Raw genomic sequence first — 26,737 nt, 5'->3', positions numbered from 1 at the left:
TCACTCCTAATCTCTTAATTTCCTACCTGTTAAGTTAAGGAAAACTGTTTCTAAGTTTATGCTCTTAAAACCTATATCCTTAATCTTTAATTTGTTATCTGCAAAATAATTTATTATCTTATTCAAATTATTTATTTCCATCTTAGAGTTTATAGTTAAAAGGCTTTCTTCATCCTCATAATCTACTGAAACTACACCAGTTATATTATTTATATCATATAATATTTCTTTATTTAAATTGTCAACTTTTATATTTAAGCTTTGAATATCTGTAACTAAGGATATAAGCTCTTCTTTAGTTCCTTCTGCTATTACCTTACCATGATCTACTATAGCTATCTTTGAACATATTTCCTCAACTTCTTCCATATAATGAGTTGTATATATTACTGTACAGCCCTCTTTATTAAGTCTCTTAACCGCTTCTAATATATGATTTCTTGATTGTGGATCTATACCTACTGTAGGTTCATCCATTATTACAAGCTTTGGTTTATGTGCTATTGCACAAGCTATATTTAATCTTCTTTGCATACCACCTGAAAATGTTTTAGCTTTACCCTTTCTATGCTCTAAAAGTCCTGTAAAATCTAAAGCATATTCTACAGCCTTCTTAAGTTCTTCCCCCTTTAAGCCATAAAGACTTGCAAATAATTTTACATTTTCCTCTGCTGTAAGATCCATATAAACAGCTATGCTTTGTGGTACTATACCCATTTGCCTCTTTACTTCCTTAGAAAAACCTGCTGATTCTTTACCTAGGATTGTTATTTTCCCATGATTAGGTTTCAAAACCCCTGTTAACATATTTATTGTTGTACTTTTTCCTGCACCATTAGGTCCTAATAAACCAAATATCTCTCCTTCCTCAACAACTAAATCTAAATTATCAACCGCTATATTATCTCCAAACCTTTTTACTAAACCTTCAATATTTACAACTTTCATAATCTATATCCTCCTGATTTTCACCAAGCTTTGGTGTTAATTTCATCTTCCATGATTTTATTATATAAAAAACCTTCTCCACTATTTAGTGGAGAAGGTAATATGTTTTATATTACTTTAGTCATATATCAGTTTAATTTAAGTTACTTTTTACAATATAACCTATTTTTACTTATCTTTTAAATCTGTTTATATTTATATTTTTGCCTTTCATAATTTATAATATTCTTCCATTAATTAATATAAATTTATACCTATTAGTTAAATTTCTTTACATAATTATTTCAATAATAATAACATCTTCATCTATTTCAATAGTGATATCACCATTCAATCTTTTAATAAGCTTTTGTACATTATATAACCCAAACCCCCTATTTTTTCCCTTTGTTGAATACCCTTTTGCAAATATTTCCGATACATTTAAAATCTTTATATCTTTAACTGTGTTTTTAACTGTTATTCTATATTTTTCTTTACCACTTAACATTATTTCTTCAATTGATAAATTAACTCGCTTTCTTTCACTAACCTCTGCTGCTTCAATAGCATTATTAAGTAAATTACTAAGCAAAATAACAAGCTCTGTATTATCAAGCTTTAAGTTTTTGATATTTGTATTTATACTATACTCAAACTTAATACCTTTAACATCAGCTTCGCAAGTTTTACTATAGATTAAAGATTTTAAAACATGATTATCTAAATACATTAACTTAGCCAAATGATCATGATTTTTTGTATTCTTTATATATCCTTTTACCAAATCTCTAATTTCATCATCAGCTGAAACCTCAAGCATTGTATATATAATGTTTAAATGATTTTTGTACTCATGTTCTGTAGCTTTTAAGCTTTCAAAATACTGCTCTAAAATAGGATTGTACTGATTTTCGATTTCTAAAGCCTTTTTTAACCTAATTTCTTTTGTTATATAACTTGTTGCAATAATATTTATAACTATTATTGATAAAGCTGCAAAAAATAAACATGTCATTTCTATATTCTCAAAATTTATTTTTTTACTTATATATTGAAAAATAAATAATAATAATAAAAAATTAAAAATAGGCAGTGAATATATTTTTATATTATCTAAAATTTTATACTCTAATTCTACTATAAAATCTTTAATAAATAATTCTGTAATTATGCCAATAATTGTAAGAGATAAAATTAAAATCAAAGTTAATCCATAACCTGAAGTATCAATTTTAAAAACCCCTGCTATTATCCCTACACCCGCTTCTGCTACCAGCATAATTACAACACAAATAAGAAGTCTAATTATTGTCTCATTAATATTAGCTTTATATATAAGCTTAAATATAAGTATTATAATAATTATTGATGTTACTAAATTAATTATATTAGAATCTACAAAACTAATATACTCACTTTTTATAGAGCAAATTATTGCTATTATCAAGTTTATAATACAACTTCTTACATTTACTTTTTTAGATATAATACTATAAATCATCACCATAGCAAATATTTCAATATAAGAATTTATATTCACGCTTTTTTCTCCCAGGCATTAAAGACATTCTCAATATAATTTGCAGAAGCTTGCGCTACCTTTTCTATTCCTGAAAAAGTAATATCCCAACTTCTTGTATAATTTTTTTCTATTTTATTTATATATTTTGTATTTACTATGTATGATTTATGAGACTGAAGAATTGTATCTGATTTTATTTCATTTAATATCTTACCTAAAGATAATCTTTTACATATTATTTCACCCTTGGTAGTGTGTATTACACATTGTCTACAATAATATTCTACAAATATAATATCATCATGATAAACTTTAAAGCTTAAATTATTGTCTATAGGAATTATAGTATAAGCTTTATTATCTTTAGAAGCTTGTATACCATCACTCTTATAAAAAGTATTTATAATCTTTTTTATATCATTTACATCATAAGGCTTTATTAAAAAATCATAACAATGAGTGCTCTTAAACGCATCTACTATTTGAAACATTTGACTTGTTATAAATACTACTCCTTTTAGTTCGTATCCATGTATTTTCCTTATCTCTTTTACTAAATCAACACCTGACCCATCAGGTAAATTTACATCTACAAAAAACAAATCAATTTCATTTTCTTTTATTATTTTCCTAGTGTCTTTACAACTATATCCACTTAATACACTAAGATTAGGATAATTTTTCTTAATTATTTTTACAAGATTTTCATTTTGTATAATTTCATCTTCTATTATCAAAATTCTCATTATATCACCCTAAAATATTATAGCATGGTAAGCCAAAATAGTATATATTTCTATTTTAAGATTAAAAAGGTATTTCTAAATATTTTTAGAAATACCTTTTTATTATTTATCTTCTCTTACATCTAATGGTAATTCGATTTCTTCCCACCATATTTCACACTTTACATTTAAAGAGGCAGCACCTACAATTAATGCCAGTGTCATCAAATGATTAGTAAGTCTTTTTTTACAACCTAAAAGTCTCATTTTAATAACCACTCCTTCTTTTTTAATATATTCATAAATTATATAAAGCGAAGTTAATAATGTAGTATTAATATAGGAATCATTATTACTCTGTACTGTAATAGCTAGAACAAGTATATATATTAATATTACCTTTAATTTTATTTTAAAATTTTGATTTCTATTTCCTTCTGCCACCAATTTTGTTTTATACTTTACAGTTAATAAAACATATATTGTTATTAGGCTAATAACAACTTGTCCAATAATGTTTATCCTTGAAATATTAGATGATATTAAAAATATACTTATATAAAATATGCTAGTTTTGACAAAACAACTAACAAAACCTTTACAATGTCCTCCACCTATTCGTCTTCTTATTCCAACTATTAAAGCTGTTATAATAATAAACTCTGGAACTTTGTGAAATAAGATTGAAATTAACAATAAAGAGGTAAATTTTATTCCTTCTTTAACTATGACTTCTATCCCATACCTAATTCTATCAATTTTATATTCATCTGTTATATTATTTGCTTTGGCTATAAAATCTGTTATCTTTCTTACAATTTTAAGTATCAAAATTTTCTCCCCTTTTATCTACTTACATATACCATACTATATTTTATCCACAAAATGTAAACTTTTGTATGAAAGTGTTTATTTCGTGTATGAAATTGCTTTATTATGTATAGTTATATATAAAACATTGAATAACGTTAATTTCATACATTAAATTGTAGCTTTTATACATTTTGTAACTCAAATTATATTTATAGAGTTATACTTGTCTTGTTTAAGTCAATTATCTTATTTAGGGGAGTTCATCTATGTGTGTTGATAAAATTAAAATTGAAGAGAAGTATTATTTAATGTTATATCCAAAAGATTACTCAAAAATTATAAATAGATTATCCCTAACTCTAGATAGTTTAATTTTTGTGGAAACCTATCCCAAAGCGTATCTTGAAGATATAATCTCAAACATTAAATTTCTTTTCAAAAACACACTTCAAATTACTTCTGAACTCTTCTTTATTGAGACTGTAGATAATACTATAAATATATATAAGTATTCTCTACATAAAAAATAATTACTTTTTCTCAAAATATCCCCGTGAAAAAGACTAAAAGAACTTTTAAAGTTTCTTTTAGTCTTTTCATATTATAATAATCAATTTTCAAAATAGTTCTTTAACAAATCCAAAACATAAAATAGCTAACAAATTTACAAAAAATTAAGCCAGTCTTATCTAATTGTCTTCATCCCTTATCATATAATGAGCTAAATAAAACATTAAACATATGAATATACTTAATGCTGCAAAAAATATGGTAAACTGAAATGCCCTTAAATTTAAATTTGATATAACAAACTTTATTAACCCAAAAGGATTTGTAACTATATCCCAAGAGTTAAACCTTATAAACCTTCCTAGGTAAATAGCATATCCAGCTAGTATATTAACCACTATAGCAAAAATTATAGACACCTTTTTACCAATTTTATCTTTTATCCATCTATAGATAAGCATTAATGAAATAAAGCCTAAAGCTGTACTTAAAAATGTAGCCATAGATATAGTTAGAAATTGATTCCAATCTTTAAAATCATAATTATAAATTACTTTTTCAAAGTCATAACTAGAGGAACTTGGATCAAAACTATAAAACTTTGCTAAGCTTAAATGTATATAATCTGTAATAACATATATTGAATTTGGATAAAATATCATCCATAAAAAGCCTTCTATGTAAGAAAAAATCCTTACTACTCTTTTCTTGCTAGAGTTTCTCTTTAAAAATCCTATTGCAAATAAAAGAGGTATCCAAGCTAATATAACATTCCATATTAAATAAACTGTCTTATTATCTTCAATTAATAATTGAACTCCAAAATATAATAGAGTTATCAATGCTAAAATATTTCTTCCGTTTTTTATATTCTTATTCATAAACTCTCTCTTTCTTATAAAATTAACTTGTCTATAATTTTATCGTAAATTAACTTCTATTAATTTAATTATTTTTAAACATAACAAACATTATTAAAGTATTACAAATATTTGTGTAAACATTTTTACAAATATAATTAAAAATATTTAAATGTAATAACTATGAGTATATAACTTTTCCAAAACACCAATATAACCTTATATATTTACATTAAGTAAACCTACAAATTTTAAATTTAGTTAATGTGAACTTAAGTGGAATTCTAAATCTTTGATTTAATTAATTGAACTTACTTATTCGAATACACATGAAAAGGAGTTTCCCTAAAATCTATTTCTTACTTAGATTAAATCTCCTGGTTTTATCATAATACCTATTATTAAATGTTTCTTATTTGTCAATAATATTATATAATATTATTAAAATATATTAGATTTAGGAGGTTATGTATGGAACCTATAAGAAATGTCTTTATTACACCAGACGAATTTGAAGAAATTCAAAGTAAATATGATGGTATTTGTGAATACTTAAATGGAGAAATTTTATTTAGTTCAAGAACCTCCCAAAATCATAACAGAATAGTTAGAAGAATCTTATCAAAGCTTGATATATTTTTTGATGGAAGTAAATGTGAGCCCTTCGCCGAACAAATAGAAGTTATATTTAAAAATGAATCAGAACAATATAGATTTCTTCCAGATATTTTTGTTATGTGCGAAGATGCTAAAACACTAGGCGAAAGTTTTATTTCATCCCCTAAAATAATTTTTGAAGTAGTTTCAGAAAAATATTCTGATAATGATTATTTTATTAAAGCTCGTATATATCAGAAATTTAAAGTGCTTGAATATAATATAGTTGAACCAAATGGTTCTATAACTCAATACAGCTTAATAGATAATGTATATAAAACACCTAAAGTATTTAATAAAGAAGATACCTACATTAGTACAGTTTTTGAAAATTTAAAATTTAATCTTTCAGATATATTCAAATAAGGGGCTGTATCAAATTGAACATTTTTGTTCAATCTGATTAGCCCTATTTTTTTATTTTAGATTATTTTATTTAAACAAATTTATGTAATTATTGTTAAACAATTTATTTTAAATCAACTATAATTTTATATTTTTTATTGAATATAATGAAAAAGATGATCTAAGACCTAATCCTTAAATCATCCTTTAAATTTATTTTTATCCTATTTTATATTTAAAACTTTTACTTCATTTGTAGGTTCACCAGCTCCAACATCAATAGATCCTCCAATTAAAAATACCTTGTTATTTAAAATTGTTACAGAATAATCAGAATATCTTAACATATCATAATAAACAACTTCCCATTTATCTTTGGTCTTATCATAAAGTTCTATGGTATTCCCAATCTTATATAATTTATTATTTAAATTTACTAATGAATTGTCAAAATAGTATCTATTGTGTGCAATTTTTTGATTTAGAAGTCCTTTATCCTCTAATTTATTGGTTACTACATTGTATGCTTTAGTAACTTGTGAATCTACTCCAAAACCTTGTAAATCTCCAATTATATATATTTCATCATCTAAGGTTTCAATCGATTTTAAAGGCCCTATTTTAGGTATTTCAAGTTTAGTCTTTATCTCCTTTTTTATTGGATTATATTCTTGTATAATACCTTTTTCTGTTTCTACTGTACCTCCACTCATTAAATAAATTTTATCTTTGTAACTTATTGCTTTAAGAGCAATTGCTGGTTCTAATTTGTCATATTGTAGTTTAAAACTATTATCTATAGGATTATATATATATATTTTCCCAGCTGTTTGGTCAATTGCATATATTTTTTTCTCATGCCAAACAGTTACTGAAATATCTATTCCTGAAGGAATGTTACCTTTAATTGTCCATTTATCAGTATCAGGATCATATACTTCTATTGAGTGTGTATCTCCAGTATCGCCTCCCATAGCATAGATCTTATTATTAAAAGTAAATACTATAGGATTAGCTCTCTTAACTTGCATTGTTTGTTTATTCTCAAAAGTAGCCCCTTCTATATTTTTTGTATAATTAGAAGTCTTATAATTGGCATATAATGTAATGCTGCTATTATCTACTGGCTTACTTGGTAAACTATTTACACATTTAGCTAATTTTTTCCCATTTTCATCTACCAAACTAAAATCCTTAACAACTAATGGATTTCCAACTTTATTATCTTTTACTGTAATATAAAATTTCTTACCTTTATCTAAATTAATATTACTATATAAATTTAAAATATTGTCATAATCTATAGTAAAGGTTGCATCTACAGCATCATATCCTCCATCAAATGCAACTCTACTTTCACTAGTTAGTGCATCTATTTTATAAATTTGCTGTGGATTTGAAGATTCTAAGTCAGAAATCCCTAATTCAATATTAATTTGTGACCTATCACTATGATTTAATGTAAATTGGGCCATAACTTTTGGTGTTGTTTGATTTCTAACTGTAATAAAAATAAAACTATTATCAAAAATACTTTCTCTACCCTCACTATTTACTACTCCTTTTACTGAAGAAACTTTATTAAAAGCATCATATGAAACCCAATAAAATCCGTCTTTCCCAAATTTCTTGCCCCTACAATTTGCTACTTTAAATGCACCTTTTTCACCTTCTTGAACCTTATTATCGTTATTAATATCTACCCAAATATTATCATCATATCCTACTAATATCATAGAGTTAATTCCATCAACACCATTCATACTAGTTGCAAGCTTCATCCCTACATATTTATTATCCTTATCAGTAGTTTTATCATCCTTAGCTTTAGCATAGTTCCAAGAATAAATATGAGTACCTACATTAATGACGTATCCATTATTTAATAATTGTTTTACATTATTTAAACTAGAATCTTTAGGTCCTTTTATAGCCGTCTTATCAGATCCCTTTCCAATTGTAGCTATTCCAACTTTATCTATTCTATACTTTGTTGCATTTCTCCAAATATCTCCATTAGTACACCACTCTAAATAATTTTTACTATCTAAAATATCACCATCATAAGGAAAATCACTCCATAATGCACACCCATGTTCTTTTAATATTCTATAGTTATCTATATAACTTGATTGTAATGTACTACCTCCATTAGATAAATTATATGTCCATCTTGGTGACATTTTATTATTATTTAATGAATTTTTTGTGTTCCAACCATTCTGCAATGCCTCCATATATGTCATTTGATAATAAGTTGTAGCAAAAGAATAACTTGAACTTATAAAACCTTGAGATCTTATCTCAGGAAACGCATCCCTTTGACTATTATCTACAAAATCTGGAAGCTCTTCACTTTCTAATGGTTGTATACTTGCATAATTATTAGAAATACTTCTTTTATTATCTCCTTTGTAATCAGTATATTCAACAATATCATTCCCTATATTAGGCAAATTTTCATCCTTATTATCATTTCCCTTATAATACTTATTAGGAACTATTTTAGTTGGCACTATTACATTTTGTTCCATCCACTTTTTCTCTTCAGGTTTTAATTCTTTATTTTCTTTTTCTTTAAAACCTGTCCTATTTATATTCTTCTTAACTATTGATATAGGGTTGTCATCATCTTCTCCCTTATTCTCGCTTGTAATAAATTTTCTATTACTTATATTCTTATTCTCCATTGTTTTTATATAATTTGAAATAAATATATTAGTTACTATAAAACTACAACCAATTAAAACAATGAAAAGTATTTTATTTAATCTTTTCATTTTTTTCCTCCACAAGATATAAGTTATTGACTCTACTATTTAAAATTTCATCAGATTGATTTTTCTTAATTCTTTTCTAATTAGTAATTAAAAATTGTCCTCAATGATAACTTTCCAAAAATTAAAAGTTACTTTAACGTAAAATTTCCAGTGTTTCTATAACATTTTCTGCTTCACCAACCATCTTATTAAATTCCTTAAAATCTGGACTATTCTTAGTTGGACCCTCACCTTTATTTCTACCTATAATATATCTTATATCTCTAGCTTCAAAAGTATTATTTATTCTTTTAGATACATTTTCAACATTTTCTTCATCAATATCATCATTTTTTTCAGTTATATAAAAAATACATTCTTTTTTATCGCTATTTTTTGATTTAAAATATACCTTTACACCATAAGGATAATCTTTATTCTGTTCTTCTATTACATATTTATCTTTCCATTCACTTGGAAATCTCATTATAAAGCCTAACTTTCCATTTGAATAAAACATATTTTGACTACTTTTATTAGTATTAGAGTCATCATTATTTGATATCTTATTGTCTTCTTTTAAATCTGCTTTATTAGTATCTGTGTTAGGTTTTTCATCTTTTATTTTAATAGATTTTTTTGTTTTATCTTTTATATCTATATTTGCATTAGAAGGTTTCTTATCCTCCTTAAGTGCTTCTTTTAATTCATCATCATATAACTCTGAAGCTCTTGCTATTTGCTTATCTGAAATTCCACTTTGGGTAACTTTTTTATCCGTTAAAAGAATAAGAAGTGTAGCTACAGTTACTAAAATTATTAAACAAATAGTTCTTTTTCTTGTATTTTGAAATCTAGGTATCATTATTATTCTTCTTTTTAAAGCATTTTTGTTAACAATAGAAGCCATACCAGGTGTCGTTAATTCTTTTCTGTTATTTGAACAAAATTCTGCTAACTTTATTAGTATTTCACCATACTCTATACGTTCATTTTGTTTAAGATGTTTCATAGCAAAGAAATCACAACATAATTCACAGTCTTTTTTCATTAAGAAAAAGCATAGCCAGACTATAGGATTAAACCAATGCATAATCACTACCAAAGTAAAAACCCAATTAAATATTAAATCTTTTTTATTATAATGAATTAATTCATGTAAAAATATATATTTAAATTCATTATTTGAAACAGTATTCTTATAGTCTTTTGGAATTAATATTTTAGGTTTTATCACAGAAATTATGCATGGTGTATTTATTAGGTTTGTAAAGTAAATAGGTATACTTCTTTTAATTTTAAGTTCATCTTTTACTACCTGTAAAATTGGTAGTAATTCATCATCTGACTCTTTGCAATAAGCCTTTATTTTATGAAGAAATATAACATAAGAAAATACTATATAACTTAATAAACTTAAGCCAATAATTAACCAAGTTATCGCAAACAAATTAGCACCTTTAAAAAACTTTATAAAAATAGATTTACTCTTAATAATTTCTTTATATTTTTCTTTCGTATCTTCTGAATTTGCATTATTAATGGTAGTTGGTTGATCCCCACTTTTATTAATATTTGAGATTTCATCTTTAACCTCTTTAAATACTGGTTTATTTGAAATTGTAGATACATGCTTATTATAATCCAAATTAAATATACTAAAACTACTCGAAAATGAAACTGGAACTATAAGTCTAATAATTATTAAAAGCCAAACATAGTAATGCCAAGAAGCTGGCAATTTGTTTTTAAAGAGTAGCTTTATTACTATTACTATTAAAGCAACTAATGCTGCTGTAACAGAAATATTTGTAATAAAGTTAAAAATAACTTGAAGCATTCTCCTATACCTTTCCTATTCTTTTTTTTCTTTTAATATTTGTTTAAGTTCATCGATTTCCTTTGAGTTTAATTTCTCTTCTTTAAGAAAATTAGAAAGTAGCATATTTATTGATCCATTATAAATTTTTTGTAAAAATGACTTTGTTTCATAATTACTAAGCTCTTCCTTAGTATAATTAGGATAATAACTATAAAAGTTTCCTACTTTTTCAGCAGTAATTGCTTGCTTTTTAACAAGTCTACTTATAAGCGTATGCACAGTCTTTGGATTCCAATCATTTGTTTTAGATACTTCCTCTATAATTTCAGTGGATGTCAAAGGATTTCTGCTCCACAGGACATCTATAACAATCCATTCAGCGTCAGAAATACTAGGATAATTTTTCATAAAAAGCCTCCTTAAAATTTATATTACATCTGTAGTATATTACAAATACAGGTAATTTACAATTGAAATCCTCTAATATTTGTATATAACTTCATTAAAAAAATGATCTAAGCTATAAAACTTAAATCATCTATTGTACATATTTTATTTCTATTTCAAATTTAAAGCTTTTACATCATTTGTTGCACCACCTGCACCAATATTATTAGTTCCCCCAATAAAAAACACCTTATTTTTAACTGCTGTTAGTGAATAACCAGAATATTTTATTACATCAGAATAAGTAGTTTTCCATTTATTGTTGATACTATCATAAACCTCTACATTTTCACCAATTTTATATAGCTTATTATTTATTGTCATTAGACCTCCATCATTAAGAGGTTTAGTTAATGATGCTTTATCCTTTAATATATTTTTTATTGGATTATATGCCTTAACAACTGTTTTATCTGTACCAAAACCATTGAATTCTCCAGTCATATATATATCATCCCCTAAAGTTGCAACTGATGCTATATATCCTACATTAGATACTTCAAGTTTTGTTTTTATATTTTTATTTATAGGATCATATTCTTGTATAGTACACTTTGTTACTTCTACTGAACCCCCTCTTATTAAATAAATTTTATTGTTGTAACTTGTAGCTTTAATATCATTATACTCCATCTTATCTAATTTATCATATTCTACTTTAAAACTACCATCTTTAGGATTATATAAATATACCTTGCCTTGAGTAGCATTGAAAATATAAACTTTATTGTTTTGGCAAACTGATGTTAAAATATCGCTGCCTTTAAAAGGTGCCTTTCCTTTAACTACCCATTTATTAGTTTTTACATTATATTCTTCTATAGTATCGATATTCTTTTCAGTTGTATAGTCTACTCCCGCCATTGCATATATCCTATTATTATAAGTAAATACCAATGGATTAGTTCTTTTTTCCTTCATTGATTGTCTAGTTTCCAAAATAGATGCTTTTTTAACTTGATTATAATTAACTGTAACTGCTTTATTATTTTCTATTGTTTTTGCATAAGTTGGAATGCTTAAACCACCTCCTATAACACTAAAAGTAATCACAGCAATAGCAACTTTTTTTGGAATATTTTTCATAATATTAACCCCCATATTTTTTTAATTTATATGACTTTTTGACGCCGAATTCATCCTACAAGTGTAGGATACTACAAATGTAGGATGAATGTCAACTATTTTTATACATTTTTTAAAAAATATACAAAATATCTTTAATTACTTTTTTAAACCAATATATTGAATACATTTTTGATTAATAAGTTTAATTTAAAATTACAATAATATTATTAAATTAACAAAAAATATAAGGCCATTGGTAAACTTTAAATACCAATAGCCTGTTTTTCTTTTGTGTTTCAAATCACTATTTTACAAAAAAATAGTTTTGATACGGCCCCTTATTTTCTTAAGTTAAATATTAAGTTAATATGTTTTCTAATTAACAAATATTTGTGTAAACATATTAGTAAATATTTTAGTCTTTCTCTAGTTTAATTATTTATTAAAAAATTAAGCTCTATCAATATAAAGTCTCTTATTTAAAATTTCATTTTTAGAATACCACTCATTTTAGTAACAAACTTTTTTTATCTATTCTCAATTCTTTAGAAAATACGTTAATTAATAATTCTTCAATAGCAGAAATACCAGCAATAATACAAGTTATATATATAAGTACATCTAATTTGAAAAAAGCAAGTAATATTGGAAATATAAACAATATAAATCCTGTAATCTTATTTGCATAAGTATGAAGCATCTCAAAAGTTTTATATTTTATTAATATCAATATAACTGATGCTATTTTTATTATTGCTATTATTACTATCCAAATAATAATTTCTAATGTTGGATTTATTATTGGATACAACTTAATAATTAGTACAACTATTATCACAAAATCTGCAATAGAGTCTATATTATCACCTAATTTGCTTACAGAGTTGGTTTTTCTTGCTATATATCCATCAATAACATCGCTAATTCCACTAAGAATATATATTGTAAAAAATAATATACTTAATGGCTTTACCCAATACAATATAAATGCAAAAACAATTCTCGAAATTGATATACAATTTGCTATTGACTTCATTATATCACCTCTAAAAATATAACCTTCTTATTCTATATAAGATTAGTATTACATGCCATCATCAAACTATTATAATATAATTTTATTCATAGTATTAATCTTTTAAAAATGCTTATTGATTTTTTGATTTTATTATTAACAAACTTATTATAAAAATAAAAACAATAATGTAAACAGTATAGTATACACTATTGTTTTCTTTATTAATTTTCTCTTATAGCATCTATAATACTATCTTTCTTAAGCCTTCCAAGCGGTATTAATGCTGATATATAACCTATAAGCATAACAGCTACTAATGATATTATTATATATTTAATTGGGAAAGTATAACTAAAACCTATCATTACTGTCATTGCTTTATATAATAGATAGCTTAATATTGTTCCTATTATTGATCCTATTACTCCACCATATACACCAAATAGCATACCTTCAAGTGTTATCATATTTTTAACTTCTTTATCTGTCATACCAATTGCTTTAAGTCCTGCAAGCTCTCTTCTTCTTAATATTATATTTGTAGAAACCGTATTTACTATATTTACTGAACTTATTAATGATATTACTGTAATAAAGCCCATTAAAAGTATTTGCATTTGAAGATTTGCACTTTCTCTGTTTTTAGACTCTGCAATTTTATTTGTATATCTTATTCCAGAATTTTGTTCTTCTATAGCTTTAAGCTTTGTGTCTACAGTACTTTCGGATGTTTTATCCTTTAAGATTATAGATAACTTATCTACATATATGTCATCTTTATTATCTTTGTTAGCTTTTAAAATCTTATCCTTATCCTCTAATCTAGATATTACCTTCATATCATCAAATCCTAAAAAGTTTTCAAATGGAGTTACATCCATAATTGCCTTAACCTTAAGTTTTATTACATCTGAATCTTTAAAATTGTCTTTTTTATTAACCTTTTTTTCTCCTTCAATATTCTTATTTGCATTTTCAGGATTTCCAACTTTAGGTATATTTATAGAACTAGAATCTACTACTATTTCATCTCCAACACCTAACTTACTAATTGGACTATTTATAACTTTTCCTTTCTTATCAATAAAGAACGTATCTCTAATTATAATAACCTCGTTTTCTCCTAAATTATCTATACTTCCTTGTTTTACATAAGCTTTACTTGCACTCATTTTATCTTTATTATAAAAATCAATATCTAAATCAACTAACTTTTTGTCTTCATTATTTAACTTCGCATTTTCAAATTTTTTATTTGTGTTTTTTACAATTTCAGGTATATCAGAATCTTTAACTAATGCTTTTGATTTTATGATTGGTGTATAAGCTGTATAAACCTTAGAAACTTCATCTATATTATTTACTTCCTTTATTACATTTTCATTTATACCCTTCTCTCCATAAATTTCAAAGTTAACTTTAGTATCTTCATTGTCCGCACCTCTAAAGTTTTTTGTAAAATCCATAAATGATGAAAATGTTACAAATAAAATAACACTTATAGCCATAGATATTGTACTTAAATAAAATCTCTTCTTACTTCTCTTTACATTTTTAATTGCCATTACCTTGTGAATTTTAAATACTTTGCTAAGCCACTTCTTACCTTTCTTCCCTTTTTCCTTATTTATTAAAGTACTATTGCTTATAGCAAGTAATGGTGATATCTTACCTGCTGCTCTTGCAGGTAAAAATGCAGATATATATATTGTTGCTAATGAAACTACTGTACTTATTATTATAACCTTTGGTTCTATTATAACTTGTAGTCTATTAAATCCATCTGTACCTGGCATTTTAGAAAATATAAAAGCTACTATATAAAGAGCTAATGCTCCACAAACTAAGCCTATTGGAACTGATATAATTGACATAACACTAGCTTCTCTAAACACAAGACTTCTCATTTGCTTTTTAGTTGTCCCAATTGCCCTTAAAAGTCCAAATTGTGTCATTCTATCAGCAATACTTATATTAAAGGCATTATAAATTACAAATATAGTTGCTATAACTACTATTCCTATAATTATTCCAGCCACAATACTAATAGCATTATTAATATCATCCTTATCTAAGCCACCTGTAAGTACTAATAAATGATTATTAGTTTGTATATTTTCTTTTCCATACGAGTCTCTAGCATCTTTTATGAACTTTTTAATATCTGCACTATCTTTAAGTTTAATAAGAATTTTTGATTTTTCGCTAGGATTAGATATATAAGTATATGCATTTGCACATCCACTAACTTGAGCATCTCGTCTATTTTCAAGTATACCGCTTAATCTATATTTTTTAGTAGTATTGTCCTTATCTGTTACACTTATTTCATCTCCAATCTTTACAGGCTTTTCTAAAAACTTTAAAACCCATTTTTCAATAGCTATCTCATCATCTTTAGTAGGAAAATTCCCCTCTAAAAGCTTAGACATTAAAATCTTAAAACTTTCATTATCAGATTTTATTACTTTTATTTCCTTATCTTTTATAAATGGAACGCCTTCCTCTGGCTTATCTAAAAGTCCATAACTATCTATCATAGACTTATCTTTAATATTATCTATGTTGTATTTTCTAGCATTTACTATAGCAACATGGTAATCTCCATATATATTTTTTGTATCTTCAATCATTGAATGCCTAATAGTTGATATAAACATACCTATACAAGATATAAGTGCAACTGATAGTATTATTCCTATCATAGTAAGTATTGTTCTTTTTTTATTTTTCTTTAAATACCTTGAACTTAAGGTTTTATAACTACTTATCAAAATAATTCCCTCCTATGCCATATATTTATCACTAAGGATTTGTCCATCACATATTGTAATAACTCTATCTGCTTGCTCTGCTACTTTTAAATCATGTGTTATAAGTATAAGAGTTTGATTATACTTTTTAGCTGTAACCTTTAAAAGCTCTACAACCTCTCTTGAATTCTTACTATCAAGATTTCCTGTCGGCTCATCAGCTAATACTATTGAAGGCTTGTTTATAAGTGCTCTTGCAATAGAAACTCTTTGTTGTTGACCTCCTGAAAGTTCTGAAGGTATATGATTTTTCCTATCCTCTAATCCAAGCATCATGATTATTCCTGCTAAATACTCTTTATCAACCTTTTCATTATCTAAAAGTGATGGTAATGCAATATTCTCTTCTACATCAAGTACAGGAATTAAGTTAAAGAACTGAAATATAAAACCTATATTTCTTCTTCTAAATATACTTAATTGATTGTCATTAAGCTTATAGATACTATCATTATTTATTGTTACAGATCCTTCTGTTGGTCTATCAAGTCCTCCTATAAGATGAAGTAAAGTAGATTTACCAGAACCAGAAGCCCCTACTATAGCTACAAATTCTCCCTTATTTACTGAAAAGCTAACATCATCTAATGCTTTAACTAAATTGTCACCTTTTCCATAATATTTTTTTAAACCTTCTACTTTTAATATTTCCATATATTAAATCCTCCTTATAACTCATAATTGTAATTAACCTTTTTAAAGCACTCATCAAGCTATACTTAAATTATAAATATAATAATATAAACAAACCATTACCACACTCTTACAATTAAAGTAGTTATCTTACAATTTAGTCATAAAAGTCTTTTGTTATTTTATCATCACTTTACTCACCTAAATAGATAAAAATAGAAACAACAATGTAAACATATTAGTATACATTATTGTTTCTATTTTGGTTTTTATATTTATTTCACAATAACCTTTTATAAACTTTATAATAACATTCATTATCAAGCTTTTGTTATAACTGGCTTTCCTTCTGAATCCAGCTATTAAATATAAAAGATCTCATAGTAAACAAAAGAGGTAAGCAGGCTAATATAACATTCCATATTAAATAAACTGTTTTATAAACATTAATATAAACATATTAGTAAATAAATTTATTTTTGCTTTAATTGGACTTTCTGTTTTTTACTTACCTCATAAAAAGCAATTATAGGTATCATCATTAAACAAAATTTTCCTATTGGTTCTGATAAATTCATATTAATAGATTTCTCTACTGTACAAGCTAAAACTTGAGTTAAAATTCCTCCTAAAAATAATCCTCCATAAACTACACCTTTTTTCATAATTAAAATCTCCTATCTATCATTTATTTTTGTTTTCCTTAACCTTATGTCTTTATTATAAGAGACCTAGCTTAATTTATTATTTTATTAACCTTAATTCTAGTTTAATTATTTTGTGAAATTAATGAAGTATGTTACTAATAACCAACTACAAAAACAAAAACAATAATGTAAACATCTAAGTATACATTATTGTTTCTAATTTTATTAATCTTCTCTTATGGCTTCTATAATATTATCTTTTTTAAGTCTTCCAAGAGGTATTAATGCTGATATATATCCTATAAAAATAACAGCTATTATTGCTATAACTATATATTTTATTGGGAAAATATAATCAAATCCGAGAAGCCCTGACATCTGTTTATATAATAAGTAGCTTAATATACTTCCTATTATTGATCCTACTATTCCTCCATACACTCCAAATAACATTCCCTCAAGGGTTATCATATTCTTAACTTCTTTATCAGTCATACCAATTGCCTTAAGTCCTGCAAGTTCTTTTCTTCTTAATATTATGTTAGTAGACACTGTATTAACTATATTTACTGAACCTATAAGCGCTATTACTGTGGTAAATCCCATTAAAAGTATTTTCATTTGAAGCTCTGAACTTTGCCTAGCCTTATCTTCTGCAATTTTATTAGTATATCTTAAACCAGTATTTGCTTCTTCAATCGCCTTAAGCTTTGAATCTACACTACTTTCATAAGATTTATCCTTTAATACTATAGCTAGTCTGTTTACAGATATATCATTCTTATTAGCTTTATTTGCCTTTAAAATTTTATCCTTATCTTCTAATCTAGATATTACCTTTATATTATATGGAATCATACCATCTTCAAATGGACTTACATCCATAACAGCCTTAACCTTAAGTTTTATTACTTCAGAATCATTAAACTGCTCCTTTTTAGTCTCTTTCTCCTTATTTTCTTCACCTGTCATACTAGGTACTTTTATAGAATTAGAAGCTATTACTATTTCATCACCAACTTTTAAATCAGTTACTGCTCCTTTAAATAACTTACCTTTTTCATTAAAAAATATGTTATCTCTAGCTATGATAACTTCATTTTCTTTTAAATCCGCTATACTTCCTTCTTTAACATAACTCTTACTATCACTCATCTTATCTTTATCATAAAAATTCATGGATAAAGCAACATTTTTCCTATTTTCTCCATTAAACTTTACATCTTCAAAAGTTCTATCAGCTTTTTTTAATAAATCTGATATTTTATTTTCTTTTATTAAAGCATTAGAATCTACTGTTGTATAACTTTTATTAATCTTAGAAATACCATCTATATTATTTACTTCTTTTATTATATCTTCACTTATTCCCTTATCAGAAATTGCTCCAAGTTCAAAATTAACTTTGTTTTCTTCATTAGTAGGTCCTACAAATGTATTTGTAAGATCCATAAAAGATGTAAAGGTTACAAATAAGGTAACACTTATAGCCATAGAAATTGTACTTAAATAAAATCTCTTCTTACTTCTTTTTACATTCTTAATTGCCATTACTCTATTAACTTTAAATATTTTATTTAGCCATTTTTTGCTTCTCTTATTCTTTTCCTTAGTTATTAGAGTACCATTATTTATTGCAACTAAAGGCGATATCTTTCCTGCTGCTCTAGCTGGTAGAAATGCTGATATATATATTGATACTAACCCAACTAGTGTACTTATAATTATAACCTTAGGTTCTACTATAACAGCTAACTTACCAAGTCCTTCTGAGCCTGGCATTTTAGAAAATATAAATGCTACTATGTAAATAGCTATTACCCCACATAATAATCCTATAGGTATTGCTATAATTGACATTACTGTAGCCTCTCTAAGAACAAGATTCATCATTTGCTTTTTAGTAGTTCCAATTGCTCTCAAAAGTCCAAATTGTTTCATTCTTTCAGCAATACTTATATTAAAAGCATTGTAAATTACAAATACAGTAGCTATAGCAACTATTCCTATAATTATACAAGTTGCAGTAATAAGCGCATTATTTGTGTTATCATTTTCTGATTCCCCTGTAAATCTTAATAAACTATTATTAGCTCCTACATTGTCTTTTCCATATTCATCTTTAAGCTCTTTTATAAATGCTTTTTTATCTACATTGTCCTTAAGCTTAATCATTATTTTTGTTTTTTCACTTGGCTTATCTATAAGCTTATATGCATTTACAGTTCCGCTACCCTGTGCATTATTTCTGTTTTCAAGTATTCCTTTTAATATATAAGTTTTAGTATTTTTATTTTCATCTGGTATACTTATTTCATCTCCAAGCTTTACAGGTTTATCTAAAAACTTTAAAACCCATTTTTCAATAGCTATTTCATTATCTTTAGTAGGAAAAGTTCCCTCTAAAACCTTAACCCTTGATAGCTTAAAGCTTTCAGCATCTTCTTTTATTAATTTTATTTCCTTGTCTTTTATAAAAGGTATACCTGGTTCATTTTGTTCTGGCTTTTCTACTAGTCCAACAGTATCTACCTTAGGATTACTTTTAAACTTGTCTATACTGTTTTTCTTAGCATTTAATATAGCAACATGATAATCTCCAAGTCTATTTTTAGTTTCTTCTAATTGTGTATTTTGTACAGTTGAAATAAATATTCCTATACAAGATATTAATGCTACTGATAGTATTATCCCTATCATAGTTAATATTGTTCTTTTTTTATTTTTCTTTAAGTATCTTGAACTTAAAGTTTTATAATTATTTATCAAGTTAAATCACCCCTATGCCATATATTTATCACTAAGAATCTTTCCATCTGATATTGTAACAACTCTATCTGCTTGCTCTGCTACCTTTAAATCATGTGTTATAAGGATAAGAGTTTGATTATATTTTTTAGCTGTTACCTTTAAAAGTTCTACAACTTCTCTTGAATTTTTACTATCAAGATTTCCTGTTGGTTCATCAGCTAGTACTATTGAAGGCTTGTTTATAAGTGCTCTTGCAATAGAAACCCTCTGTTGCTGTCCTCCTGAAAGTTCAGAAGGTATGTGATTTTTTCTTTCCTCTAATCCAAGCATCTTTATTATTCCTGCTAAATACTCTTTATCAACTTTTTCATTATCTAAAAGTGATGGTAATGCAATATTTTCTTCTACATCAAGTACAGGAATTAAATTAAAGAACTGAAATATAAATCCTATATTTCTTCTTCTAAATATACTTAATTGGTTATCATTAAGATTATAAATACTATCATTATTTATGGTTACAGATCCTTCTGTCGGTCTATCAAGTCCTCCTATAAGATGAAGTAAAGTAGATTTACCAGAACCAGAGGCACCTACTATAGCTACAAATTCTCCCTTATTTACTGAAAAGCTAACATCATCTAATGCCTTAACTAAATTATCACCTTTTCCATAATATTTTTTTAAACCTTCTACCTTTAATATTTCCATATGTTAAATCCTCCTTATGTTTTCAAACTCTACTCTCTGTCTTAGAGCTTGTTCCCAAGCTATATTTAGATTATATCCATTCTTTATGGTTCAAACCATTAATATTAACTTACAAATATAATTATTATCTTACAGTTTAGTCATAAAAGTATTTTATCACCACTTTACTCAATAAAGTTTATCAAAATAAAAACAATAACGTAAACATTTAAGTATACATTATTGTTTTTATTTTGATTTTACTGAGATTATTTCTTTACTATAAAAAGTTATACTTTAACTTGTTACTTTTTAGCCTCAAATTTAGTTACATTGTTTTATTAAATGTCTTTTATAGTTTCTATAATATTATCATTTTTAAGTCTTCTAAGAGGTATTAAAGCTGATATATAACCAATCAAAATAACACTTATCATTGCTATAACTATATATTTAACTGGAATACTATAATTAAAAACAACCATTCTATTCATTTGCTTATAAAGTAAATAGCTAAATATACCCCCAAGAATAGATCCAATTATACCTCCATAAATTCCAAATAACATTCCTTCAAGTGTTATCATCTTTTTTAATTCCCTACTTGTCATTCCTATAGCTTTTAAACTTGCAAGTTCTCTCCTTCTCAAAATTATATTAGTTGAAACTGTATTTACTATGTTTAATGAGCTTATTAATGTTATTACAGTTATAAATCCCATTAAAAGTATTTTAATTTGAAGGCTAAAACTCTCATTTGCTTTAGTCTCTTGTAATTTATTTGCATATCTTATTTTTGAATTGCTAGCTGTTATATCACTTAATTTTTCATCAACTTGCTTTTCAAACGATGTATCTTTTAAAACTATAGATATTCCTTGTAGCTTAATTTTTTCGTTAGCTAATTTTTTTCCTAACATCTTATCCTTATCTTCTAATCTAGCTAAAATCAATATTGAATCTATATTCATATTATCACCAAAAGGCAAAGTATCTGTAATTGCTCTAACTTTAAGTTTTTTTATGTCCTTATCACCAAAATCTACTTTGTTGCTTTCAGTTTTTAATTTATCTAAATATAATGGTTCAAAATTTATATTTATATACTCACCTATATTAAATTCTTCTATTGGTGTTTTGTTAAGTATTCCATTCTTATCATAAAACGTATTATTACGAACTAGTATAACTTCACCTTCCTTTAAACCATCTATATTTCCTTGTTTTATATAACTTTTTGTAGTTTGCATCTTATTCTTATCATAAAATTCAACTATAGCATTCATCTGCTTTATATCTTTACCATTTAGTTTTACTGTGTTTATATTATATTGTGAATTTTTAAAGCGTTCTGGTATTTTATTATCTTGTACTAAAGCATTAATATACAAATCTGAATAGTTATTTGTTATTTCTAAAATGCCATCCATGTTTTTAACTTGATTTATTACATCAGTACTTAAATCTTTAGAATTATCAATTGACTTAATCTCAAAATGATAATTTTTATCTTCATTTTCTTGATTCATCAACTTTTCAGTCATATTTATAAATGAAGCAAAAGTAATAAATAATGTGACACTTATTGTCATTGATATTGTACTTATATAAAACCTTTTTTTATTTCTTCTTACATTTTTTATAGCTAATACTTTATAAACCTTAATAACCTTACTTAACCATTTTTTTCTCCTTTTATTTTTTTCTTTAGTTAGCAAATTGTCATTATTTATGGCAACTAATGGAGATACTTTTCCTGCAGCTAAGCTTGGTAAAAAGGCTGATATATATACAGCTATAAAACCTATAATAAAACTTACAGCCAAAACTCTCCAATCTATTATTAATTTAATCTTAGCAAACTCAGTAGCACCTGGCATTTTTGAAAATATAAAGATTACTGTATAAATAGCAACTACTCCACAAACAAGTCCTATTGGTATTGCTATAATAGACATTATCCTAGCTTCCCTGATTACAAGTTTCCTCATCTGTTTTTGTGTAGTTCCAACTGCTCTCAAAAGTCCAAGATCCTTCATTCTTTCAGCTATACTTATATTAAAAGCGTTATAGATAACGAATATTGTTGCTATTATTATTATAGCTATTACCATACTAGCTACGATGGTAATAGCATTGTTAATAGTACCACTACTAGAATTTCCTGTTACCGCTAATAAATTTTCATTCAATCTTATATTGTCATTTCCATAAACATCTCTTAACTCTTTTATAAATTTTTTCTTATCTACGTTATCTCTAAATTTAACCATTATTTTTGTATTTTCAGTAGATGTTTTTATATAAGTAAATGCCTTAATTCTTCCATTTATCTGACTATACTCTTGATTTTCAATTATCCCCTTTATTGTAAAAAACTCATCAACACCCTTTTCATTTTTTATAACTACTTTAGAACCTAGCTTTGTATCTTTTCCGAAAGCTTTTAATACCCATTTTTCTAAAGCTATTTCTCCTTCACTTGAAGGAAAGGTTCCATCTAAAAAATTCACCTTAAAAAGTTTAAAACTTTCTGAATCTCCACGTACTATACTAATTTCCTTATCACCTATAGAATACAATTCTTCTCTTTTTTGATCTACTCCTTCTATTAAACCACAAGTTTCTACCTTTGGATTAAACCTAAGCTTATTTATATCATTCTTTTTAGCATCTAATATAACTACATGATAATCACCATATCGATTTTTAGCCTGTTCTATCATAGAATACCGTATATTTAATATAAAAATTCCTATACAAGATATTAACGCAACGGAAAGTATTATTCCTATAATAGTTAATATTGTTCGTTTTTTATTCTTTTTTAAATATTTTTTACTTAGTATCTTATAACTATCTATCAAAATAACTCCTCCTAGTTATTTATAAAACTATTTAAAACTTCATTTTGGAGCTTAACTATATATATTATAAATAATAATAAGAATTAAAACCATTAATTCTCTATTACAAATATTCTAGATTTATTACAATTCTGTAATAATAATTTACTTTCAGATATTTTCGTAAATGTTTGTGTAAACATTTTTGTATGTATTAAATTCATCATTAACTAAATAACTATATCTAACTAGTATATTATTTTATTATAGGTTTTCATTTATATAATTTAGTAAAATACTTTTTTAAACATCTTAAAAATATAATACCCCTTTTAATAAAAAATTTTATTATTATATAAGTCTATTTAATCTACATAAATAGAAACATTTTTGTTTACATTATAGTAAATAAAGTTATAAATAAATTTGTTTTTATTATATAAATCAAATTTATTTATAATAATAATTTCAAATTTATTTAAATATAAATAAATAATATAGTTTACTTATTGTAAAATAAATTTGTATGTATATATGAAATTAAAAAAACAAATAATTTTATCATTACTTTACTCACTAATTTTATTTTAAAAATTGTAATTATTTTAATTACTTCTTTATAAACATAATATTAAAAAAATTTTTATCTCTTTAATTTATTAAAATCAAATTATCATTAGATTACTCATATTATAAAAATCAACTTTTAAGAGGTTCATATCTAAATTATAAGATTAGAATATTATTAATAATTAACCTAAATAAAATAAGTTTCAAACTTAAAATTCTATAAAATTCAAGTTTACAAAAAAGTAACCATATACATATCAAATACTGTAAATAATTTTATCATCACTTTACTCATATTATCTATTTAATAAGACTTGATAGACATTTTATCACTAGATTACTCATAGTTGATTATGATATTATCCCATTTTCTCCCCTAATAACAGTTATTAATAATATAACACTAAACTTCAAAGTTTTATAAATTATCACTAGATTACTCATACCTTTATCGAATATTTGTAAACATTAGCGTAAACATTATCGTATTCTTTTTATTTTCCTAATTTTTTATATAATTATCATCAAATTACTCATTATTCTTAATATTTTTTTGTAATATGCTTCTTAAAATATAGTTTTGTAAAGCAAATTTTTATATTTTTAAATATAATTAAAAATATAATTAAAAATTATCACCAGATTACTCAGAAACTAATGTTGTTTTACATTTTTTATATAAAAAAAGAGATAAATTAGTATTAACTACTAATTTACCTCTTTATATTTGAGTAATCTAATGATAATTAAATATTATTGTAATATTTTTTATCTATATTTTCATATTCATCAATTAATCCTTTAAGTACATAGCTCTTCACATTATCTATTTTATCTATTTTATCTTCTACAAGTCTAAGCAAAGCTTGATAATAAGGTATTTGGTGTAGCTTTAAATACTTAGCTATAGATTTATCATCAATTCCGTGAGTCTTAAATCCATTTAAAAGTTCTTCATAACTATTATATTTTGAAAGTATGTCATTTTTAGGAGCAATAAACCTTTTTTCTTCTTGGTTAAAAATTATATTTACTCCTTCTTTTCTTTTTTCATAATCAGCTATAAATCCTTTATTTTTCAGCTCTTCTAAGCTATCCATAACTCTACGTTTTCTATAGTAATCCGATTTTTCGTTATTAAGAGGAATTCTATGATATAATGTTTCAAATTTTAAAAACATTTCACTTCTATTATTTCTCCATTTATTAAGTATAAGATATACCTTTCTTGCTACATCATTTTTAAGTGATAACCTGAGATTCTTATCTGATATTTTCCCATTACCATAATAAAGATTCTTTAAGAAAAATCTATCTATTCTAACAGCACATTTATCCTTAATGCTATTTTTATCAAGCTTCATTATTGGCTGACCATTTTCATCTAAAACCACATTTCCATGCTCATCTTTTAAAGTAATATAATTATAAGTCTTATAACCATCTAAAATTCCAACTTGAAATTTAGAATCAGTGATATATTCTTTAGTAAATGGATTATAAAGACCACCTCTAGCAGTATTATAAATATTAGTATCACAAAGAGTTTCTATAGCTTTTTCAACCTTTGTTTTTAATACATTTGAATAAGACTTATAGCCCATTTCTTTAATAAGTTCTCTATAACTGAAACTTACCGTATTATCAAGTGCATCAAATTCACTAGTATCCTCCTCAGATATACATATGATCTTATTGTTATGCTGTTTGATATATAATCTAAATAAAGCTAACAAAACATCATATTCATATGGCGTTGGTATACCATATTTACTACTTCTAACTTCAACAGCTCTATTAGTTCCATCTGAAGTGGTCCAATTATATGTTATAGCTGTTATTGGCTCCTTACTTTTGTAATAATAAATAAATGGCAAATCTATAAGATTATTTTCTATAAAATCTTCATCTATTTTAATACTAATTACTTTTACACCTTTAGATATAATGCCACTTTTTGTAGTAGTTAAAGCCACTTTTCCACAGCTCCCTTCTGTAAATAAAAATAAAAAAACTCTAATGAGTAATCCTATGATAATTATAATCTAATAAAAATTGTTAATCAACACTTTATCAACAAATTTATCAACAAGAAAAACATAGGAAATATCTATGTTAGCTAACGTTATTAACATTATCCACAGTTTTTATTATGTTAATAAGTCTCTTCATTTTGCAATTTTATAAATCACTGAGTAATCTAGTGATAATATAGTGAGTAACCTAATTATAAACTTTGAGTAATCCTATGTCAATCCACAGGAGCTAATGAGTAATCTAAATCTAAACACTGAGTAATCTAATGATAATT

General features: G+C 25.1%; 19 protein-coding genes. 2 read left to right on the top strand and 17 right to left on the bottom strand.

Annotation, left to right across the window (positions count from 1 at the left end; all coding sequences use genetic code 11):
* Positions 1-6 precede the first annotated feature (6 nt).
* The 4 genes from BUB01_RS09410 to BUB01_RS09395 all read right to left on the bottom strand — a co-directional run bounded on the left by BUB01_RS09410 (position 7) and on the right by BUB01_RS09395 (position 4,008).
* Complete coding sequence (locus BUB01_RS09410; RefSeq protein WP_072986457.1) at positions 7-948, bottom strand: ABC transporter ATP-binding protein; 942 nt, start codon at positions 946-948, stop codon at positions 7-9.
* 271 nt (positions 949-1,219) lie between these two features.
* Entirely contained in the window at positions 1,220-2,470 is a 1,251-nt protein-coding gene (locus BUB01_RS09405) for a sensor histidine kinase (protein ID WP_072986456.1), read from the bottom strand.
* Positions 2,467-3,198: a LytR/AlgR family response regulator transcription factor gene (locus BUB01_RS09400; RefSeq protein ID WP_072986455.1), complete on the bottom strand. Its 732-nt coding sequence runs from the start codon at positions 3,196-3,198 to the stop codon at positions 2,467-2,469. The genes BUB01_RS09405 and BUB01_RS09400 overlap by 4 nt, the downstream gene beginning before the upstream one ends.
* 102 nt (positions 3,199-3,300) lie before the next feature.
* Positions 3,301-4,008, bottom strand: coding sequence for an accessory gene regulator B family protein (locus BUB01_RS09395; RefSeq protein ID WP_072986454.1), 708 nt, complete (start codon positions 4,006-4,008; stop codon positions 3,301-3,303).
* 248 nt (positions 4,009-4,256) lie between these two features.
* Between BUB01_RS09395 and BUB01_RS09390 the strand changes: the two genes are divergently transcribed.
* Positions 4,257-4,520 carry a hypothetical protein gene (locus BUB01_RS09390; protein WP_072986453.1) on the top strand — a complete coding sequence of 88 codons (264 nt, stop codon included), beginning with the start codon at positions 4,257-4,259 and terminating at the stop codon, positions 4,518-4,520.
* 159 nt (positions 4,521-4,679) lie between these two features.
* On the opposite strand, the gene BUB01_RS09385 is transcribed toward BUB01_RS09390, so the two are convergent.
* On the bottom strand, positions 4,680-5,381 hold the full coding sequence (locus tag BUB01_RS09385; RefSeq protein ID WP_072986452.1) for a DUF1361 domain-containing protein: 702 nt from the start codon (positions 5,379-5,381) through the stop codon (positions 4,680-4,682).
* A gap of 450 nt (positions 5,382-5,831) precedes the next feature.
* On the opposite strand from BUB01_RS09385, the gene BUB01_RS09380 reads away from it, so the two are divergent.
* Positions 5,832-6,383, top strand: a complete 552-nt coding sequence (locus tag BUB01_RS09380) for a Uma2 family endonuclease (protein WP_072986451.1) — start codon at positions 5,832-5,834, stop codon at positions 6,381-6,383.
* A 203-nt stretch (positions 6,384-6,586) separates the two neighbouring features.
* Here the strand turns inward: BUB01_RS09380 and BUB01_RS09375 are convergent, their stop codons facing one another.
* The 12 genes from BUB01_RS09375 to BUB01_RS09320 form a co-directional block, all read right to left on the bottom strand.
* Positions 6,587-9,142: a hypothetical protein gene (locus BUB01_RS09375; RefSeq protein ID WP_072986450.1), complete on the bottom strand. Its 2,556-nt coding sequence runs from the start codon at positions 9,140-9,142 to the stop codon at positions 6,587-6,589.
* A gap of 133 nt (positions 9,143-9,275) precedes the next feature.
* Positions 9,276-10,961 carry a M56 family metallopeptidase gene (locus tag BUB01_RS09370; RefSeq protein WP_072986449.1) on the bottom strand — a complete coding sequence of 562 codons (1,686 nt, stop codon included), beginning with the start codon at positions 10,959-10,961 and terminating at the stop codon, positions 9,276-9,278.
* A 15-nt stretch (positions 10,962-10,976) separates the two neighbouring features.
* Positions 10,977-11,351: a BlaI/MecI/CopY family transcriptional regulator gene (locus BUB01_RS09365; protein ID WP_072986448.1), complete on the bottom strand. Its 375-nt coding sequence runs from the start codon at positions 11,349-11,351 to the stop codon at positions 10,977-10,979.
* A gap of 150 nt (positions 11,352-11,501) precedes the next feature.
* Positions 11,502-12,476 (bottom strand): Kelch repeat-containing protein, encoded by a 975-nt coding sequence (locus BUB01_RS09360; protein WP_072986447.1) that lies wholly within the window; start codon positions 12,474-12,476, stop codon positions 11,502-11,504.
* A gap of 487 nt (positions 12,477-12,963) precedes the next feature.
* Positions 12,964-13,494, bottom strand: a complete 531-nt coding sequence (locus BUB01_RS09355) for a CDP-alcohol phosphatidyltransferase family protein (RefSeq protein WP_072986446.1) — start codon at positions 13,492-13,494, stop codon at positions 12,964-12,966.
* Positions 13,495-13,697: 203 nt separating this feature from the next.
* On the bottom strand, positions 13,698-16,250 hold the full coding sequence (locus BUB01_RS09350; RefSeq protein WP_072986445.1) for an ABC transporter permease: 2,553 nt from the start codon (positions 16,248-16,250) through the stop codon (positions 13,698-13,700).
* Between the two features lie 12 nt (positions 16,251-16,262).
* Complete coding sequence (locus tag BUB01_RS09345) at positions 16,263-16,943, bottom strand: ABC transporter ATP-binding protein (protein WP_072986444.1); 681 nt, start codon at positions 16,941-16,943, stop codon at positions 16,263-16,265.
* Positions 16,944-17,395: 452 nt separating this feature from the next.
* Positions 17,396-17,587 (bottom strand): hypothetical protein, encoded by a 192-nt coding sequence (locus BUB01_RS09340; RefSeq protein ID WP_072986443.1) that lies wholly within the window; start codon positions 17,585-17,587, stop codon positions 17,396-17,398.
* Between the two features lie 207 nt (positions 17,588-17,794).
* Positions 17,795-20,338: an ABC transporter permease gene (locus tag BUB01_RS09335; protein ID WP_072986442.1), complete on the bottom strand. Its 2,544-nt coding sequence runs from the start codon at positions 20,336-20,338 to the stop codon at positions 17,795-17,797.
* Positions 20,339-20,350: 12 nt separating this feature from the next.
* Positions 20,351-21,031: an ABC transporter ATP-binding protein gene (locus BUB01_RS09330; RefSeq protein ID WP_072986441.1), complete on the bottom strand. Its 681-nt coding sequence runs from the start codon at positions 21,029-21,031 to the stop codon at positions 20,351-20,353.
* Between the two features lie 320 nt (positions 21,032-21,351).
* Positions 21,352-23,877, bottom strand: a complete 2,526-nt coding sequence (locus BUB01_RS09325) for an ABC transporter permease (RefSeq protein ID WP_072986440.1) — start codon at positions 23,875-23,877, stop codon at positions 21,352-21,354.
* Positions 23,878-25,172: 1,295 nt separating this feature from the next.
* Positions 25,173-26,402 (bottom strand): hypothetical protein, encoded by a 1,230-nt coding sequence (locus BUB01_RS09320; RefSeq protein ID WP_072986439.1) that lies wholly within the window; start codon positions 26,400-26,402, stop codon positions 25,173-25,175.
* Positions 26,403-26,737 lie beyond the last annotated feature (335 nt).

It is taken from the genome of Clostridium cavendishii DSM 21758 (genome assembly GCF_900141845.1).
In the GTDB taxonomy this organism is placed as follows: Bacteria; Bacillota; Clostridia; order Clostridiales; family Clostridiaceae; genus Clostridium_AG; species Clostridium_AG cavendishii.
The sequence above is the reverse complement of the archived record's forward strand: the minus strand, read 5'-3'. Positions and strand labels throughout refer to the sequence as shown.

What these genes read in the sequence shown, in the direction of transcription:
- BUB01_RS09410 (WP_072986457.1), bottom strand. Translation starts at nt 948, where the DNA reads ATGAAAGTTGTAAATATTGAAGGTTTAGTAAAAAGGTTTGGAGATAAT.
- BUB01_RS09400 (WP_072986455.1), bottom strand. Translation starts at nt 3,198, where the DNA reads ATGAGAATTTTGATAATAGAAGATGAAATTATACAAAATGAAAATCTT.
- BUB01_RS09390 (WP_072986453.1), top strand. Translation starts at nt 4,257, where the DNA reads ATGTGTGTTGATAAAATTAAAATTGAAGAGAAGTATTATTTAATGTTA.
- BUB01_RS09385 (WP_072986452.1), bottom strand. Translation starts at nt 5,381, where the DNA reads ATGAATAAGAATATAAAAAACGGAAGAAATATTTTAGCATTGATAACT.
- BUB01_RS09380 (WP_072986451.1), top strand. Translation starts at nt 5,832, where the DNA reads ATGGAACCTATAAGAAATGTCTTTATTACACCAGACGAATTTGAAGAA.
- BUB01_RS09375 (WP_072986450.1), bottom strand. Translation starts at nt 9,142, where the DNA reads ATGAAAAGATTAAATAAAATACTTTTCATTGTTTTAATTGGTTGTAGT.
- BUB01_RS09370 (WP_072986449.1), bottom strand. Translation starts at nt 10,961, where the DNA reads ATGCTTCAAGTTATTTTTAACTTTATTACAAATATTTCTGTTACAGCA.
- BUB01_RS09365 (WP_072986448.1), bottom strand. Translation starts at nt 11,351, where the DNA reads ATGAAAAATTATCCTAGTATTTCTGACGCTGAATGGATTGTTATAGAT.
- BUB01_RS09360 (WP_072986447.1), bottom strand. Translation starts at nt 12,476, where the DNA reads ATGAAAAATATTCCAAAAAAAGTTGCTATTGCTGTGATTACTTTTAGT.
- BUB01_RS09355 (WP_072986446.1), bottom strand. Translation starts at nt 13,494, where the DNA reads ATGAAGTCAATAGCAAATTGTATATCAATTTCGAGAATTGTTTTTGCA.
- BUB01_RS09345 (WP_072986444.1), bottom strand. Translation starts at nt 16,943, where the DNA reads ATGGAAATATTAAAAGTAGAAGGTTTAAAAAAATATTATGGAAAAGGT.
- BUB01_RS09340 (WP_072986443.1), bottom strand. Translation starts at nt 17,587, where the DNA reads ATGAAAAAAGGTGTAGTTTATGGAGGATTATTTTTAGGAGGAATTTTA.
- BUB01_RS09330 (WP_072986441.1), bottom strand. Translation starts at nt 21,031, where the DNA reads ATGGAAATATTAAAGGTAGAAGGTTTAAAAAAATATTATGGAAAAGGT.